This window comes from Arthrobacter sp. NicSoilB11, from assembly GCF_019977375.1.
Lineage (GTDB): Bacteria > Actinomycetota > Actinomycetes > Actinomycetales > Micrococcaceae > Arthrobacter.
Window position 1 is genome coordinate 3,083,684 of sequence record NZ_AP024657.1, and the last position, 15,771, is coordinate 3,099,454.

The 15,771-nt window shown below is 61.1% G+C and carries 16 protein-coding genes; 14 read left to right on the forward strand and 2 right to left on the reverse strand.

Features of this window, described 5'->3' with window-relative positions; genetic code table 11:
* Positions 1-2: 2 nt before the first annotated feature.
* Complete coding sequence (locus LDO14_RS14255) at positions 3-878, forward strand: type II secretion system F family protein (protein ID WP_223992262.1); 876 nt, start codon at positions 3-5, stop codon at positions 876-878.
* Positions 879-888: 10 nt separating this feature from the next.
* Positions 889-1,104, forward strand: a complete 216-nt coding sequence (locus LDO14_RS14260; RefSeq protein WP_223992264.1) for a Flp family type IVb pilin — start codon at positions 889-891, stop codon at positions 1,102-1,104.
* 183 nt (positions 1,105-1,287) lie between these two features.
* On the opposite strand, the gene LDO14_RS14265 is transcribed toward LDO14_RS14260, so the two are convergent.
* Positions 1,288-3,264: a DUF6541 family protein gene (locus tag LDO14_RS14265; RefSeq protein WP_223992266.1), complete on the reverse strand. Its 1,977-nt coding sequence runs from the start codon at positions 3,262-3,264 to the stop codon at positions 1,288-1,290.
* 52 nt (positions 3,265-3,316) lie between these two features.
* Here LDO14_RS14265 and LDO14_RS14270 point away from each other — a divergent pair, with 52 nt between their 5' ends.
* The 12 genes from LDO14_RS14270 to LDO14_RS14325 all read left to right on the forward strand — a co-directional run bounded on the left by LDO14_RS14270 (position 3,317) and on the right by LDO14_RS14325 (position 14,928).
* Positions 3,317-4,555, forward strand: a complete 1,239-nt coding sequence (locus LDO14_RS14270) for a bifunctional glycosyltransferase family 2/GtrA family protein (protein ID WP_144600733.1) — start codon at positions 3,317-3,319, stop codon at positions 4,553-4,555.
* 116 nt (positions 4,556-4,671) lie between these two features.
* The gene (locus LDO14_RS14275) at positions 4,672-6,477 is read left to right on the forward strand and encodes a glycosyltransferase family 39 protein (protein ID WP_223992274.1); all 1,806 of its coding nucleotides are present in this window, start codon (positions 4,672-4,674) and stop codon (positions 6,475-6,477) included.
* A gap of 507 nt (positions 6,478-6,984) precedes the next feature.
* Entirely contained in the window at positions 6,985-7,176 is a 192-nt protein-coding gene (locus LDO14_RS14280) for a Flp family type IVb pilin (protein ID WP_056388971.1), read from the forward strand.
* Between the two features lie 203 nt (positions 7,177-7,379).
* Positions 7,380-7,571: a Flp family type IVb pilin gene (locus LDO14_RS14285; protein WP_056388968.1), complete on the forward strand. Its 192-nt coding sequence runs from the start codon at positions 7,380-7,382 to the stop codon at positions 7,569-7,571.
* A gap of 134 nt (positions 7,572-7,705) precedes the next feature.
* Positions 7,706-8,095 (forward strand): TadE family protein, encoded by a 390-nt coding sequence (locus LDO14_RS14290; RefSeq protein WP_056388966.1) that lies wholly within the window; start codon positions 7,706-7,708, stop codon positions 8,093-8,095.
* A complete protein-coding gene (locus LDO14_RS14295; RefSeq protein ID WP_223992276.1) occupies positions 8,083-9,054 on the forward strand; it encodes a pilus assembly protein TadG-related protein in 972 nt (323 codons plus the stop codon). The genes LDO14_RS14290 and LDO14_RS14295 overlap by 13 nt, the downstream gene beginning before the upstream one ends.
* 22 nt (positions 9,055-9,076) lie before the next feature.
* On the forward strand, positions 9,077-9,826 hold the full coding sequence (locus tag LDO14_RS14300) for an RcpC/CpaB family pilus assembly protein (protein ID WP_263422480.1): 750 nt from the start codon (positions 9,077-9,079) through the stop codon (positions 9,824-9,826).
* Positions 9,823-11,016, forward strand: coding sequence for an AAA family ATPase (locus LDO14_RS14305; RefSeq protein ID WP_056388961.1), 1,194 nt, complete (start codon positions 9,823-9,825; stop codon positions 11,014-11,016). Before LDO14_RS14300 ends, LDO14_RS14305 begins: the two co-directional genes overlap by 4 nt.
* Positions 11,016-12,521 (forward strand): CpaF family protein, encoded by a 1,506-nt coding sequence (locus tag LDO14_RS14310; RefSeq protein WP_056388956.1) that lies wholly within the window; start codon positions 11,016-11,018, stop codon positions 12,519-12,521. The genes LDO14_RS14305 and LDO14_RS14310 overlap by 1 nt, the downstream gene beginning before the upstream one ends.
* 10 nt (positions 12,522-12,531) lie before the next feature.
* Complete coding sequence (locus tag LDO14_RS14315; protein ID WP_056388953.1) at positions 12,532-13,464, forward strand: type II secretion system F family protein; 933 nt, start codon at positions 12,532-12,534, stop codon at positions 13,462-13,464.
* Between the two features lie 6 nt (positions 13,465-13,470).
* The gene (locus LDO14_RS14320; protein ID WP_056388950.1) at positions 13,471-14,355 is read left to right on the forward strand and encodes a type II secretion system F family protein; all 885 of its coding nucleotides are present in this window, start codon (positions 13,471-13,473) and stop codon (positions 14,353-14,355) included.
* Positions 14,356-14,448: 93 nt separating this feature from the next.
* Positions 14,449-14,928: an Hpt domain-containing protein gene (locus tag LDO14_RS14325; RefSeq protein ID WP_018769154.1), complete on the forward strand. Its 480-nt coding sequence runs from the start codon at positions 14,449-14,451 to the stop codon at positions 14,926-14,928.
* A gap of 3 nt (positions 14,929-14,931) precedes the next feature.
* Here LDO14_RS14325 and LDO14_RS14330 read toward each other — a convergent pair whose 3' ends face one another.
* Complete coding sequence (locus LDO14_RS14330; protein WP_223992278.1) at positions 14,932-15,717, reverse strand: response regulator transcription factor; 786 nt, start codon at positions 15,715-15,717, stop codon at positions 14,932-14,934.
* Positions 15,718-15,771: the final 54 nt, after the last annotated feature.

The following is a 15,771-nucleotide window of genomic DNA, read 5'->3' on the forward strand; positions in this document are numbered from 1 at the left end:
ACATGCAACCCATCGCATTAGCAGCAATATTGGCCATTGTCGTGCCCATTTCGGGCATGGTTTGGCTGTCCTTCACGGGTGACCGGGCTGGCCTGCGGCGCATCAAGGCCAATCTGGGCGGCCGCTCCGTTCAAGCTTCACAGTCGCTCAACATCAGCCAGCAACTCTCGGACCTCTCCAAACGGATAACACCGCGTGGCTACGAGGCCTGGCTGGACAAGCAAGTGTCAGGTGCGGGGAGGCCAAAGCAATGGCCGCTTTCCCGGATCCTCATGATCAAGCCGATGCTCGCCTTCGGGGGAGCCCTCCTGGGCCTTCTGGTCTTCATGGGTTCCCCCTCGGCAGGCAGGTTCTTCATTGCCTTTGTCCTCGTCGCGCTGGCCTATTTCCTACCCGACATCCTTTTGCGGAACTTTGCCCAGAAGCGCAGGGAAGCAATCAGGCTCGAGCTCCCAAATGCCTTGGACCAGATGTTGATTTCGGTTCAAGCCGGGCTCGGTTTTGAAACCGCCATGGGGCGCGCGGGAGAGAACGGCCGGGGCCCTCTGGCAGACGAGCTCATCAGGACGCTCCAGGACATTCAGGTCGGGCGGTCCCGTAAGGAAGCTTATCTGGCCCTCTCGGAACGAGTTGATGTCCCCGCAGTGCGAACATTCGTTCGGGCAGTTGTTCAGGCCGACACTTACGGTATAGCCATTGCCGGTGTCCTGAAAGCACAAGCGAAGGACATGAGGATCAAACGGCGGCAACTTGCGGAGGAGCACGCCATGAAAATGCCGGTCAAGATGCTGTTTCCGCTCATCTTCTTCATCCTGCCGACTCTTTTCATCATTCTGCTGGGGCCAGCGGTCCTGCAGATCATGGCAGTCTTCTCCTAGGTAGATCGTCATGTCGAACCGGATCCGCGATTTTCAGAACCGAATCGCCTCAACTCTGCTGACCCTAGTGACGGACCAACGGGGGGCAACGGCCACCGAATACGGGATATTGGTCGCGTTCCTTGCCACGGCCCTGGTTATCGGCATCACCGCTTTTGGGCAGGCCCTGAACCTCCATTACCAGAACCTGGCCACAACATTGAGCTCGGCTCTGGGAATCCCCTGATCCTTCCACCAAAAAGCGCAACTTGCGCCCCATAGACCGGACCCCCTCGGCACCCAGAACCGAGGGGGTCCGTCGTTGCCGTCCAAAGAGGCCAGCCGAGTCGGTGAAACGAGCAGCTGGCTTACCGACAGAAACCATAGGAGGGCGGTTTCCTCTTCGGATCGTTTCCATGGAGATCGCGGACTAGAGGTCGCAGCCCACGAATCTATACAAGATGGCGGAGCCTTGTTGGTCGACTTTGACGAATGCCGACGAATCCGGGGGAACGCTAATGCCCGGAAAATCATTCACCTCGGTGCGCAGCGGATCAATGTAGTGCTCGCCAAAATCAAGGAGGAATCCAACATTCTCCCTCTTTGCAGCCGCACAAGCCTCTGAGCCGGCCGTGGCTTGATTTAGTGTCTTGGCCACCAGCAAACGGTCCGGATTCGAACCTGTGTATGCGTGCGGGAAGAGTACCCGGCGGTTCGCGATGGCGAAGGCTGTGGAACTACCATCCCACGGGTTGTTGGCCATCACCGCACCCTCCGGGACTTCGGCACTAAGACGGCGCAGCAATTCAAGTTCATCGGGGCTCAGCAAGGGTGAGTCTGCTGTAAGAGCGTAGGTTCGTTCCCTCCCCGGCGTGGTTTGAGAATTTGTTGGCCACATCACGGTAGTAGCGGCCGCGGCTGCGATGCCAGCGGCAACAAACCATCTGACACGGTAGCTGGAGGCGATGTCTTCAAAGAGCCACGTCGCTGCCAGACCGACAAACACAGCCCAGAACATCGGCAGAAGGGCAGCGAGCCGGGGTGGGTCCCCGTACCACGCACCAATAATGATTTGCCTCGCGAGCGGCTGTGGTAGTGAGGCCGCCACCAGGTAAAGCGTGACGGCGCCTCCGTACGCGGCCAGAAACCACCGTCCGGTTGGGCGTCTGGACATGATGGCGGTTCCCAGCAGTGTGACCACCGCAAGGCTCCAGCTGACGTCCCCGTGAGTAGGAGCCACTAAGAGGACACTGCCTATGGCCGCCGCAGGGGTGTCAATCGGATCCCAGGTGGTGGTCCACGGCCTCACCACGGCCCAGACCACCAGGCCAAGGGAAAATACGGTCGTCCAAAGTGCTGTCCATTGGAGGTAGGCAAGAGGATCGGACTTCCTCTGTTTGAGTTGCCGGAACGAACGTACGGTGGCCATGGCAGCGAAACCCGATGTAAGCCCAACAAGGGCTACCAGCGCCGACATGTGTGTGACCACAAGACCGGGCATTCCGGCCACCAGTGTCGTGAGGCCTAGCGGCCAAGGCATCGGTGTCCGGCCGAACCCAAGTAACGAGGCCGATACCGTCAGCAGGGGAGCCAGGAAAGTGACAGCGAGCATATACGGGAACAGCGGACCGAAGTCGCTCTTTTGGCTCTGCATGATAGTAAAAGGAAAAGCGAAAAATCCTGCGCTCGCAGTACCGGCAGCCAGCAAGGCGATCATCTTAGGTCCAACCACGACGTGGACCAGGAGAAGTACACCGATCGGCCATGCCAAGGCTACGACGGCGAAGTTTAGAGCATTCGATGCCTCGACCACGGGCAACCCTGCCGCCTCTGCCACAAGGGCAGCAAGCGCGTGCCATATTTGAGGGTAAAAACCGCCTCCTTCCCCCATCAGCTCCCTCACAGAGAAGGGTGAACCGTCTTGGGAATCAATGATCTGCTGGACGAGGTTAAGGTGAAATGGCGTGTCTATGCCTTGGTTGATGTTGGCCGGATCCTCGACAATCTGGGCATAGCGCAGGGTCAGAAGGATCCCGCTGGCGAGTAAGGCAAGCCAGTATGCAGCGCCTGCCGAGTTCTCTGCGGGATCCCAATTAAAGTACTTCGGCCAAAGCCTGGCTGCTACACGGACCAGGACAAGCGCAACTCCGGCGCACACCACTACGGATACGGTGAACACGCCCAACTGCCAGTCAATGTTCACCCACCAGCAAACCAAGGTGGAGACTGCAACAAGTGACGCAGTCAGGACCGGCGCAAGTGACATCATCCAAATACGCCGCAACCCCAGCGTCCAGCCGAGAAGCAGCCCGGGCAACAAGAGCACCGCCGCCGCCATTCCAAAGCCCGGCAGAGCAGTAAGCCAAGAGTTCAAGGATTCCCCAAGTAGTTCATCAGTATTCCCCAAGTTTCGACATTCTGCCCGGAAGCCCTCCCTGTGCGCCTATAGCATACCTAACATGAAACTTAGCCACGGGGGCCTGGCGCTTGAAATTGTTGTACCGGTTTTCAATGAGGAAGCCGTACTCGAAAAGAGCATCACTAAACTCGCAAATTATCTGCGTAACGAAATGTCAGTGACGTGGCAGATTACCATCGCCGACAACGCAAGCACTGACGAGACACCAGTCATTGCGGCTGGCCTGGCCGCCAGTATGTCAAATGTCGCTTACCGGCGGCTTGATGTGAAGGGCCGCGGATGGGCGCTCCGTGATGCCTGGACTTCTTCCGCCGCGGAAGTCCTGGCGTATGTAGACGTCGACCTCTCCACGGACCTCGCGGCACTGCCGCCGCTTGTCGCCCCGTTGCTGTCAGGCCACTCCGATATCTCCATTGGCACGAGGCTTGGCCAGAGCTCCCGCGTAAGCCGCGGGCCGCAGCGTGAGTTCATTTCGCGCTCATACAACTTTCTGCTTAAACGCACTATGCAGGTTCGTTTCTCCGATGCCCAGTGCGGTTTCAAGGCCGTCCGGGCTGAAGTCGCCAAGAAACTCCTTCCCCATATTGAGGACAACGGATGGTTTTTTGACACGGAACTGCTGATAATTGCGGAGCGCTCGGGCCTTCGGATCCACGAGATCCCAGTGGACTGGGTCGACGACCCGGACAGTCGGGTTGACATCATGCAGACAGCAGCTGACGACATTCGCGGACTGGTCCGCGTTGCTGGCTCCCTTGTGAAAGGGTCCATTCCCGTCCAAGCGATATATGCCGAGCTGGGGCGGCGCCCCATGGTCGCACAGTCGAGGCCCAGCTTTTTTGGGCAAGTTATCCGGTTCGGCATTGTCGGAGCCATATCCACTGTGGCCTTTGCACTGCTCTATGTGCTGTTCCAGGAGCCTCTTGGCCCCCAACCCGCCAACTTTCTCGCCCTCCTCCTGACGGCGGTGGGTAATACAGCCGCTAATCGCCGTTTTACGTTCGGCATGAACGGCCCGGACAGGCTCTTTACCCAGCAGTTTCAGGGACTTGTTGTTTTTACGCTGGCCTGGTCAATAACATCATCGTCGCTGCTGGTATTGCACACTTCTGCACCGCACGCTTCCCCTACCATGGAGCTCGTGACACTGACAGGGGCTAATATCCTCGCGACCCTCATGCGCTTCGTCATGTTGCGCGTCTGGGTTTTCCGTGTTCCCGGCACTGATCCAGCCCGCCGCGTTGTGGCATCCAGCGCGCAAGCGGTACGCGCCTCTTGACGGCGTTGACACCCGACCCGTCGGACCCCGCTGAGCTTCGAGCGCAGGTGCTTCAATCACGCCAAACCCCCCTTGCGGCACATCGGGCATCCTCGGGGCGCCGGAGGGAGACTTGGATGCTGTGGGCCCTCCTGGCCCTGACAGCGGTGCTCTACCTTTGGGGCCTGGACCGCAACGGATGGGCGAATTCGTACTATTCAGCGGCTGCCATGGCAGGCTCACAGGATTGGACGGCATTCTTCTTTTCATCCTCGGATCCTGGCAACGCCATTAGCGTCGATAAACCTCCTCTCAGCCTCTGGTTAATGTCGGCTTCCGTCTGGGCCTTCGGTCTGAATCCCTGGAGCATCTTGGTGCCGCAGGCATTGATGGGCGTCGCGAGCGTCTTCCTGATGTACCGCATGGTCCGCACTTATGTCGGAAGCACCGCGGGGTTTCTCGCAGCGACATTCTTCGCCATAACCCCGGTTGCAGTGGTGATGTTCCGCTATAACAATCCGGATGCATTGCTCACCTTGCTGATGATCGGCGTGGCCTATGCTGCGTTGGAGTCTATCCGCAGCGACAAGGTTCGGTGGCTGATATTGGCCGGTGGCCTCACCGGTGCTGCTTTACTGACGAAGCAGCTTCAAATCGCACTGGTCCTGCCTGCGGTTGCTGTTACCTATCTCGCTTTTGCCACCGGTCCACTTGTGAAACGCGTGCTGCACGTCGCGGCTGCCCTGTTAACAGCAGTGGTTACGGGCGGCTGGTGGTTTGTCCTTGTGCAGATGGTCCCGGCGGCCAGCCGCCCCTTCGTCGGAGGATCCCGTCTTAACAGCGCGGTGGAATTGAGCTTGGGCTACAACGGCCTGGACCGCCTGACCGGTGAGGACGCCAGCCGGACTATGTCTCCCAGCACCGCCAGCCTGGCGGAAAAACTGGATTCAGGATTTCAGCGTTTCCTGCAACCGCAATTCTCTGGCCAGTTCGGCTGGTTCCTGCCTCTGGCCGTAGCAGGCATGTGCATTGCCATCTGGCACATCAAGCGGCGGAGCGGTAGCCGGCGATATCGGGCGTTCCTCAGTCTGTGCGTTCTCTGGTTTCTCTGCGCCTCAACGGTGTTGGCATTCATGTCAGGTATTGTCCATCCGTATTACTGCCTAACTGTTGTACCACCGTTGTGCTGCCTCGCAGGGACGGGTCTGCTGCACTTGTACCGGCTTCGTGACCAGCGAAACGCACGCTGGGTGCTGGCCGGGACGCTCCTGGCAACGATGGTTCTGGCCTTCCTCTCGGCGAATCGTTCAACCGCTGATTTTCCGCTAGGTCCTCTTGTGGCGCTCCTGGTCTGGTCGTTGGCCATCACCCTTCTGGCGGTCCCGCCCCCGTTTCCAGCCCTCCGGAACGTGCCAGCGAGCCTCTTGGCTGTCGCGCTATTGGCCGGTCCTTCCGTTTGGTCCGTCAATACAGTCCTGAGTCCCCACGAGGGTGCAGGCGTCGTGGCTGGCCCCAGTATCCTCGGCGTGCGCACCGACCACCCCGACCGTCAGCAGATGGGTTCGGACGTGCCACCCAGTTTCATGGCTGTCATGTTCGGAAACCTGCCAGAATCCGGAATCGTTTCGCGCCTCCGTGCCACGCCGGCCACCAGCAAATGGTCGGCGGCCATGGTGGGCTCCGAGACAGCGGCTAACTATCAGCTGGCAAGCTTACGCTCCGTGCTGCCGCTTGGCGGTTTCGATGGTACTGATCCCTTCCCGACCCTGGAACAGTTTCAGCGTATGGTCACCGACCACCAGGTGGCGTCCGTAGTCATACAGGACCTGCCACCATTGACCCTTGAGGGCCGCGGAGAGTCGGCAAGAATCGTGGACTGGGTGAGAGGCCATTACCGGGCCGAACAAATCGGGAGTGCCCAGTTTTACAAGTTGCTGCCGTAACGGCGGACAGTGGCCGCACAGCTTCTGTCCTTTTCGGAACTGGGCCATCCTTCCGATATCGCAGGGTTTGCCGGGTGATTGCGCACCAAACATGCACTTTGAAAAGCCTTTGCGAATACGCCAGCCACCCCGTCGAAATGACTCAAGCGGAGAATCTGTCGCGTTGACCACCTGTACTTGCGCAGGACTTTCACCGTGGAAACAGCTCGGGTTCCACGACGGACACCGTCCAGGCGACGGCTCCTCATGGCGAACGCCGGTGTGACCCAACAACACCGAATACAGCAAACAACACATCCATTCCTGGTGCCACCTTCGCCTTCGCCTTCCCAGTCTGCAAGCCTTCCAGTTCCGCAAGGTTTTCCACGCAATTGCGCAGGAAAGGTACACCTTGAAAAGCCTTTGCACAGGATCCTGCAAGACCCGGTCAACACCGCATCAAGGCTTGCTAACTTCGTCTTAGTGCTGGTGCAGGGCCAGCCAAACCTACTCGCTCAGGAGTTCATAATGCTTTCTCTCATCGCCACCCTTCAGACCCTCGGCTTCAACATCAAGAACCGCCTCCACGACGAAAAGGGCGCAACAGCTGTCGAATACGGCATCATGGTCGGCCTCATCGCAGTCGTCATCATCGTCGCTGTAACCACCTTGGGCGGCCAGTTGAACACCATGTTCACCAGCGTCACGGCCAAGCTCTAGCTGGGACGAAAAGAGCTCGGGTTCCCGCGACGAACACCGTCCGGGCCACAGCTCCTCATGGCGAACGCCGGCGTGACCGCAAACAACAGCGGGTTCGGCAAAACACAGAATCCTGCAAGACCCGGTCAACCGTTCCAAGCCTTGCTAACTTCGTCCTAATGCTGGTGCAGGGCCAGCCAAACCCACTCGCTCAGGAGTTCATAATGCGGTCTCTCATCGCCACCCTTCAGACCCTCGGCTTCAACATCAAGAACCGTCTCCACGAAGAAGAGGGCGCAACAGCTGTCGAATACGGCATCATGGTCGGACTCATTGCAGTCGTCATCATCGTCGCTGTAACCACCTTGGGTGGCCAGCTCAACTCGATGTTTACAAATGTGACTGCCAATCTCTAAAACCCGGCCCCTACAGCAAGACCCGAGGCCCAGCGCGCCCGGCTATTGTGCGGTGCAGCTCAACTGCACCGCACAAGCTGTTTCACGTGTACAAATCCACTCATCGCAACACAGACTCGAGAGGAACGCAGCAGATGCTGAGGCCATCAGAACGCGGGGCGGCGGCCGTTGAGTTCGCCATCGTCGTGCCTGTCCTCATCAGTTTGCTCCTTGGCATCATGGAATTCAGCCGGGCCTACAACGCCCAGGCATCGCTTTCGGCCGCGGCCCGCGAGGGGGTCCGGGTAATGGCCATCACCAATGATCCGGCGGCGTCTCGGACGGCAGCCGAAAACACGGCTGTCTCCCTAAATCCCCTTCTCGCTGATTCAAACATCACCTTCAAGAACCTCGACACGGGCACTACAACCTGCTCATCGGGCAACCGCATTGCGGTCACAATCACATATACACTCTCCACGCTGACGGGTATCGCCGGACCATTCACTATGACTGGCCAAGGAGCCATGTTGTGCGGCGGCTGAAGAAGATCAGCAGAAATTCCCGTTCCGAACAGGGCGCCGTGAGTGTCATCGTGGCAATAATGATGGTGGCCCTGCTTGGTTTTGCCGCCGTGGCGGTTGATGTCTCGATGATGTACTCAGAACGTACCCAGGTTCGGAACGGCGCTGACGCGGCTGCGCTTGCCATCGCTCAGAAGTGCGCTAAGAGTACCGCTGACCCGGACTGCACGGGTACCTCCCCGCTCGCCGCCAGCCTTGCGAATAGCAACGCCACCGACGGGCTGAGTAACATCAAGTCCGCCACGCCCGATACGGCCAGTCAGACTGTAACCGTTACGACAGGATCACAGCAGACGGGGAATAGCCCAAACCAGGTCACCCTCTTTTTCGCTCAAATATTCGGAATCTCTTCAGCAGAAGTGACCGCTGCCGCTTCGGCGCAATGGGGTACCCCGTCCAAGGGGCCCGCTATTCTTCCCTTGGCCATTGCTTACTGCAAACTGGACATTCCACCAGCCGGAAGCCAAGGCGCCGTACAGGTTCTCGAGCAGGCGGTGAATGGTTGTGGTGGCTTGCCGGGCGGGTTCGGGTGGATCACCACCTCGGGAACAAAATGCTCCGTCACGATGACGGCCGGCCAGTCCGACAATGCGGGTATCTGGTTTGCGAGCGATCCCGGGGCCAGCGCCCCAACGATCTGTAGCGCTGCCGATTTCAACCAGATGAACGACCAGACAGTTCTACTCCCTCTCTATGACGTGGCCACCGGTACGGGTTCCTCCGGCAAGTACTACGTCAAAGGCTTTGCGGCATTTCATGTAACTGGCTACCACTTTGCCGACATTTCCTGGAGCACGGGCGGAAACGTCCAAAACAAGACGATTCGTGGATACTTCGTAAAATTCGTATCCCTCGCCCAAGCATTTGAACTTGGTAACGTCCCAAACTTTGGGGCCTCAGTTGTGCGCCTCACCCCATAGCTAAAAGCAACAGGAGCAGTCATTGAAGTCACGTATGTTGGCCGGTGTATCAGCAGTGGTGCTGGCCATCATTGGGGCGCTTCTCATCGTCGCCTACGCCCAGGGTGCCGACCAGCGCGCCATGAAGGACCTGGATCCCATCGGGGTACTCGTGGTGACCAAGGCCGTACCGGCAGGCGCTTCCCTCGACATCGTAAAGGCGTCCGTTACTGAACAGCAGGTGCCAGCAACCGCTGTTTCAAAGACCGCTCTGAAAACCCTTGAGGCCTCCGCCGGCAAAGTCGCCGCAGTGGACCTCGTCCCCGGCGAGCAACTTCTCGCCGAACGGTTGGTTGACCCGGTGGACGCCAAGTCCAGTGGTGCCATCAAAGTGCCTATAGGGATGCAGGAAGTAACCTTCGAGCTCGAACCCAAGCGTGTGGTGGGCGGCAGGATTGACGCCGGCGACCATGTGGGCATCGGGTTCAGCTTCGCTGCGGAAAAAGCAAAAGCAGGCGAGCCAACCACCCAACTCACCCTCCGAAAGGTTTTGGTTACCGCCGTCCAGCGGGCCCCGCAGGCACTACCAAGCGCGAAGCCCACGGACGGCACCAATCCCCAGGACACAACGCTTCCGCAAGGTTCGCTCATGGTCACGGTTGCCGTGAGCGACATCGACGCAACCAAGATCATTTACTCCTCAAACAACGGCGATCTCTGGCTCACCAAAGAACCCCTCGACGCCAAGGACAACGGCGGCTTCATCGCCAAGAAGGACACGGTGTATAAGTGAGCCGCTTCGTCCTCCTTTCCCCCAACGGCGACTTCGACCTGAAGCTGCGTTCCGCCGTCGCCAACGGCCTGCGCGGCAGCGTCCAGACCATCGCCTCGGACATCCTCCCGGCGGGCCCCGCGGAACTCTTCGCCCTCCTCAACCAGGAGCAGCCGGAGGTGCTGATCATCGGCCCGGACGTCCCCTACGAGGAAGCACTCCGGTTCGCCAAGGTCTTCGATGTCCAACTGCCCGGCCTCAGCCTGGTCCTGGTCAGTGACATTGACCCCGGTGGCTTGTTGCACGCTATGCGCGCGGGCATCCGGGACATCCTCAGCCCCCAGGCGGACGCCGCCGAAATCCGGGTGCTGCTGGAACGCGCCTGCCAGTCCTTCGCCACCCGGCACCGCGGCCCCGAGGCACAACAGTCGGGGAACGGCAAGGGCCTGGTCATCGGCGTGTTCTCCCCCAAGGGCGGCGTGGGCAAAACCACACTGGCCACGAACATCGCCATTGGACTCGGGCGGATCGCCCCCATGAGCGTGGTCATCGTGGACCTGGACCTCCAGTTCGGGGACGTCGCCTCCGGCCTCTACCTCAACCCCGAACACACGGTCACGGACGCCGTCACCCCCGCCGCCGCCCAGGACTCCCTGGTCCTCAAGGCCTTCCTTACCGTGCATCCGGCCGGCATCTACGCCCTGTGCGCACCGCCCAACCCGGTGGACGCGGACCACATCACCCCGGACCAGGTCAGCCGGCTGCTGGAGCAACTGGCCCAGGAGTTCCAGTACGTGGTCATCGACACCGCCCCCGGCATGCCGGAAATCGGACTCGCCGCAATGGAGAAATGCACCGATGTGGTCTGGGTGAGCGCCATGGACATCCCCAGCCTGCGCGGACTCCGCTCCGGCCTGGAAGTCCTCCGCCAACTCGAAATCATGCCGGAATCCCGGCACGTGGTCCTGAACATGGCGGACGCCAAGGCAGGCCTGAACGTGCAGGACGTCGAATCCACCATCGGCGCCCCGGTTGACGTCAGCATCCCCAGGTCGCGCGCGGTGGCCCTGTCCACGAACCGTGGCATCCCTGTCCTGCAGGACTCGAAGAAGGACCCCGCCGTCAAAAGCCTCCGCCAGCTTGTGGAGCGCTTTAATCCGGCCTGGCGAGCACAAGCACAGCGGAAGCTTCACCGAAGGGTGGTTATCTGATGAAACTCTCCGAGCGCATCAACGCGGTCCAAGGCCGCAACGTATCCTCCACCAGCCCGGGATCCGTACCCGGCACCGCGCTGCTCGAGCAGCCGCGTCCTGCGACCGCGCCTTCCCCGTCCCCCGCCGAACGTGCGGAAGCTCGCTCTCCCGGCATCACCGCCGTCGCGCATCCAACGCACGAGGCCGGCACTTCCTTTGTGCCTAAGGCACCGGGCGTGGATGTCTTCGCAGCAATGAAGCTCAGGGCCGCAACCGCACTTTTCGAGCGGATGGGCACCCGGTTCAATGATGGTGCAGTCACTGAGCAGGAACTCCGGAGCACAGCCAAAGAGGAGCTTACCCGGATCATTGACGCGGAACAGGTACCGCTGACGCCGGAGGAGCGGACCAGGCTGGTCCAGGACGTCGCAGACGACGTGCTGGGCTACGGCCCCCTCCAGCGGCTGCTGGACGATCCCGCAGTCACCGAAATCATGGTTAACCGCATGGACCAGATTTACGTGGAACGCAAAGGGAAGCTGGTTCTCACTGAGTCCCGGTTCAGTTCCGAAGAGCACCTGCGCAAGGTCATCGAACGCATCGTGTCCAAGGTAGGCCGCCGCATCGACGAGTCCTCGCCGCTTGTGGACGCCCGGTTGGAGGATGGCTCGCGTGTCAACGCCGTCATTCCGCCCCTTGCCGTGGGGGGCTCCTCGTTGACCATCCGTAAGTTCAGCAAAACTCCGCTGACCGTTCAAAACCTCATAAACTTTGGCACCCTGACGCCGGAGATGGCGGAGCTGCTAAACGCCTGTGTCAAGGCCAAGCTCAACATTATCGTTTCCGGCGGTACCGGAACCGGCAAGACGACGTTGCTGAACGTGCTGTCATCCTTCCTGCCGGCTGACGAACGCATCGTGACTATCGAGGACGCCGTGGAACTACAGATCCAACAGGAGCACGTCGTTCGGCTGGAAAGCCGTCCGCCCAACACCGAAGGCAAGGGCGCGGTGACCATCCGTGAGCTCCTCCGCAACTCGCTTCGTATGCGTCCTGACCGGATTGTGGTTGGTGAGGTCCGTGGCGGCGAATCACTGGACATGCTCCAGGCCATGAATACCGGCCACGACGGCTCCCTGTCCACGGTTCACTCCAACTCCCCCCGCGACGCCGTGGCCCGCCTTGAAACCCTGGTGCTGATGGCTGGCATGGACCTCCCGCTGCGGGCCATCCGCGAACAGATCGCCTCCGCGGTGAATCTGATCGTGCAGATCTCCAGGCTCCGTGACGGGTCCCGCCGGATCACGCACGTCACCGAGGTCCAGGGGATGGAAGGCGACATTGTCACCCTCCAGGACGCGTTCGTCTTCGATTACTCGGCCGGCGTGGACGCCCAGGGGCGGTTCCTCGGGAGGCCCGTGGCCACCGGCATCCGGCCCCGGTTCATTGACCGTTTCGAGGACTTGGGAATCCACGTATCGCCGGGCGTCTTTGCCGGTCCGCTGTCCCCGGGCGCCAAGTAGGGACGCGGCCATGATCATCGCCATTGGAAGCGTCTTTCTCCTGGCTGCTATCTGCCTCCTCGGCGTGGCCATCCTTCTGCCAAGCGCCCCTACAGTGCCGCTGGACCGCCGTCGTCCGTTTGAACCGGAACCGCCATCCTCCCTGTCCCGGCTGGCACTGTCAGGCGTCAGGTCCTTCGAACGGCTGCTCGGTGGCCGCAACGTCAGGCTATTCTCCCGCGCGGAGCTGGAGAATGCGGGCCTGCGCCAAAGCCAGGCCGAATTCTTCCTGCTGGTGGGCATCGGCGCGTGCGTCGGGATGCTGGTGGGAGCCGTGATTGTGGGCCCACTGCTCGGATTGCTGCTCGCGCTGCTCGCTCCGTTCGTGGGGAAGCTTGTCCTCGGGTTCCTGAGCGGCAGGCGTCGTGCAGCGTTCGACGGCCAACTCGGCGACACCTTGCAACTGCTCTCCGGCGGCCTCCGTGCCGGCCACAGCATCCTGCGCGCCATCGATGCCGCCGCCGTGGAATCGCAGAAGCCAACGTCGGAAGAGATGCGCCGTGTAATCACCGAAACCAGCCTGGGCCGCGACCTGCTGGCCGCCCTCAACGACACCGCCGAGCGGATGAAGAACGAGGACTTCGTGTGGATCTCGCAGGCCATCCAAATCAACCGGGAGGTCGGCGGCAACCTGGCCGAGGTGCTGGACCAGGTGAACGAGACCATCCGCGAGCGTGGGGAGATCAAAGGCCACATTAAGGCACTCGCCGCCGAGGGCAAGTTCTCGGCTTACATCCTCATAGCCATGCCGTTCGGTATCGTTGCCATGCTGCTTTCCGTCAGCCCCAACTACATGAATTCGATGTTCACCCATCCCCTGGGCTGGGTGATGATCGGAGCCTCGTTCGTCCTGATGACCATCGGCGCGCTCTGGATGCGCAAGATCATCGACCTGAAGTTCTGAGGACACATGAACCTGACCATCCTGCTCTCAGTCCTTCTGGTCTGCCTGCCCCTTGCGGGGCTTGCCTGGTCTGTCCTGACCGTGGACAAGCAGGGCCGGACCTCCGCCGCCGAGCTACTCTCGCGCGGCGCACCGGCAGTCACCGCTGCACCAGTGGGAGCACCGGGGCTACTCGAAACCTTGGGCAGGCGCGTGACTCCCCCGGCCTATGTCGCATTCCTGGACCGGCTGCTGTCCCTCGCCGGCAGGCCCGTTACGATGCCGCTGGGCAAGGTGCTTGGGTCCAAGCTGGGCCTCGGCCTGGTCGGGGTGGCCTTGGGCGGCTACTTGGCGGCGGTGGGAAGCAGCCCGATGATGAAACTCGCGGGACTCTTCGTCCTCTTCCTTGGTTACTTCATCCCGGACCTTCTGCTATACAGCAAGGGCAAGGAACGGCAGAAGGCCATGCAGCTGGAACTCGCCAACACCCTGGACCAGATGCTCATTTCGGTTGAGGCTGGGCTGGGCTTTGAAGGCGCCATGGCCCGGGCAGGCGAGAACGGCAAGGGCCCCCTTGCAGAGGAGCTGGTCCGCACCCTGCAGGACATGCAGGTGGGACGCAGCCGCCGCGAGTCCTACATCGCCCTGGCCGAGAGGACCAGCATCCCGGAACTGCGCAGCTTTGTGCAGGCCGTGGTGCAGGCGGACACGTACGGAATCGCCATCAGCCGGGTCCTGCGCGTCCAGGCGAAGGTCATGCGGGTCAAACGGCGCCAGCGGGCCGAGGAAAAGGCCATGAAGCTGCCCGTCATGATCCTTTTCCCGCTGCTGTTCTTTATTTTTCCGGTCCTCTTCATTGCCATTCTGGGGCCGGCCGTGATCAATACAGTGGTGACCTTCAGCGGCCAGTAAAGATGCTCAGCGCGGCGGCAAGGTTGTCTCAAGGTTTACACAGAATGATGAAAAACAGGACCCCGAAGCATTTCCAGGAAGTAGCCTTGAACAATGAACAGTCCCGATCCCGGTTCCAGCGGAAAGAGCCCCGCTGCGGACTTCCCGCTGTCCGGGGTCGGTTTTCCTCCCGCTCCCGCTCCCGCCGGCGTGGACCCCTCACTGGAAGCGGCCGCTCTCTTGCCGTTGGTTGATGCCGCAGTGCTGGCGGAACTCGAAGATGAGCTGGCCGGGTCCGGACTGGCGCAGCGCTTCGCCAGGGACTACGCGGCCATGTGGGACGTGCGGCTGGCCCGGCTGGGAACAGCGGTGCTGAGCCGGGACGGGGACTCTGCCCTGGACGCGGTCATCAGCCTCAAAATCAGTTCCGCCATGGTGGGCGGGGTACGGCTGGCAAAGCTCGCCGAACTCCTGGAGGGCCTGATCCGGCGGGGTGACTTTGTCCAGGGGCAGGCGATGATGGCAGGCGTGGCCCAGGACGGGGCACGCACCGTGTCCGAACTGCAGTCAACCTACATCATGGAGAACGGCTAGCAGTTAAGCATCGTCCGGCCGCCTCGGCGCCAGCCGGTAACCCACCCCACGGACTGTCTGCAGCCAGCGCGGGGACAACTGGTCCTCTTTGAGCTTGCGCCGCAGGTTTCCCACGTGGACCTCCACCGCCCGCTCGTCCGCCTCGCTGATGTAGGTGTCCCGGTCATAGAAATCGCCCCGCACCGCCCGCACCAGGTCCGCCCTGGTGCACACGGCACCACCGCCCTTCAGCAACACGTGGAGCAGGTCGAACTCGCTGCGGGTCAGGCCCAGCGGCTCGCCCTTAACCTCCACGGTGCGTGTCCGGTGGTTCAACAGGAGTCCGTTGTGCCGCAGGACGCCGGGCTCGGACTGCGTGGCGGCAGGAACCGGTGCCTGGCCCCCGTGTGACGCGGATTCATGCTGCTCGTTCACCTCGTGGCGCGGCCTGCGCATCATGGCTGCCACCCTTGCCCGGAGTTCCCTGGGCCTGAACGGCTTGGCGATATAGTCATCCGCGCCCGCATTCAGTGCTGACAGCAGGTCCGGTTCGTCGGTCCGGCCAGTCAGCATGACCACGTACGCGTTGCTGAAATTCCGGATTCGCCGCAAAACCTCGAACCCGTCGATATCCGGCAGGCCGATATCCAGCGTCACAACGTTGGCCTGCTTAGTGCGGACCACCTCAACCCCGGCCCGTCCGTCAGCCGCCGTATGAACTTCGAAGCCCGCCTGGGTCAAGACACCTTCGAGGAGGTTGCGTACGTCGTCGTCGTCCTCGATAACCACCGCTACACCAAGATCGTCCATTGCTACCCCTGCGCCAGGCGGAGATGGCCCCCCATTGGCCCAGCGCCAATGCCA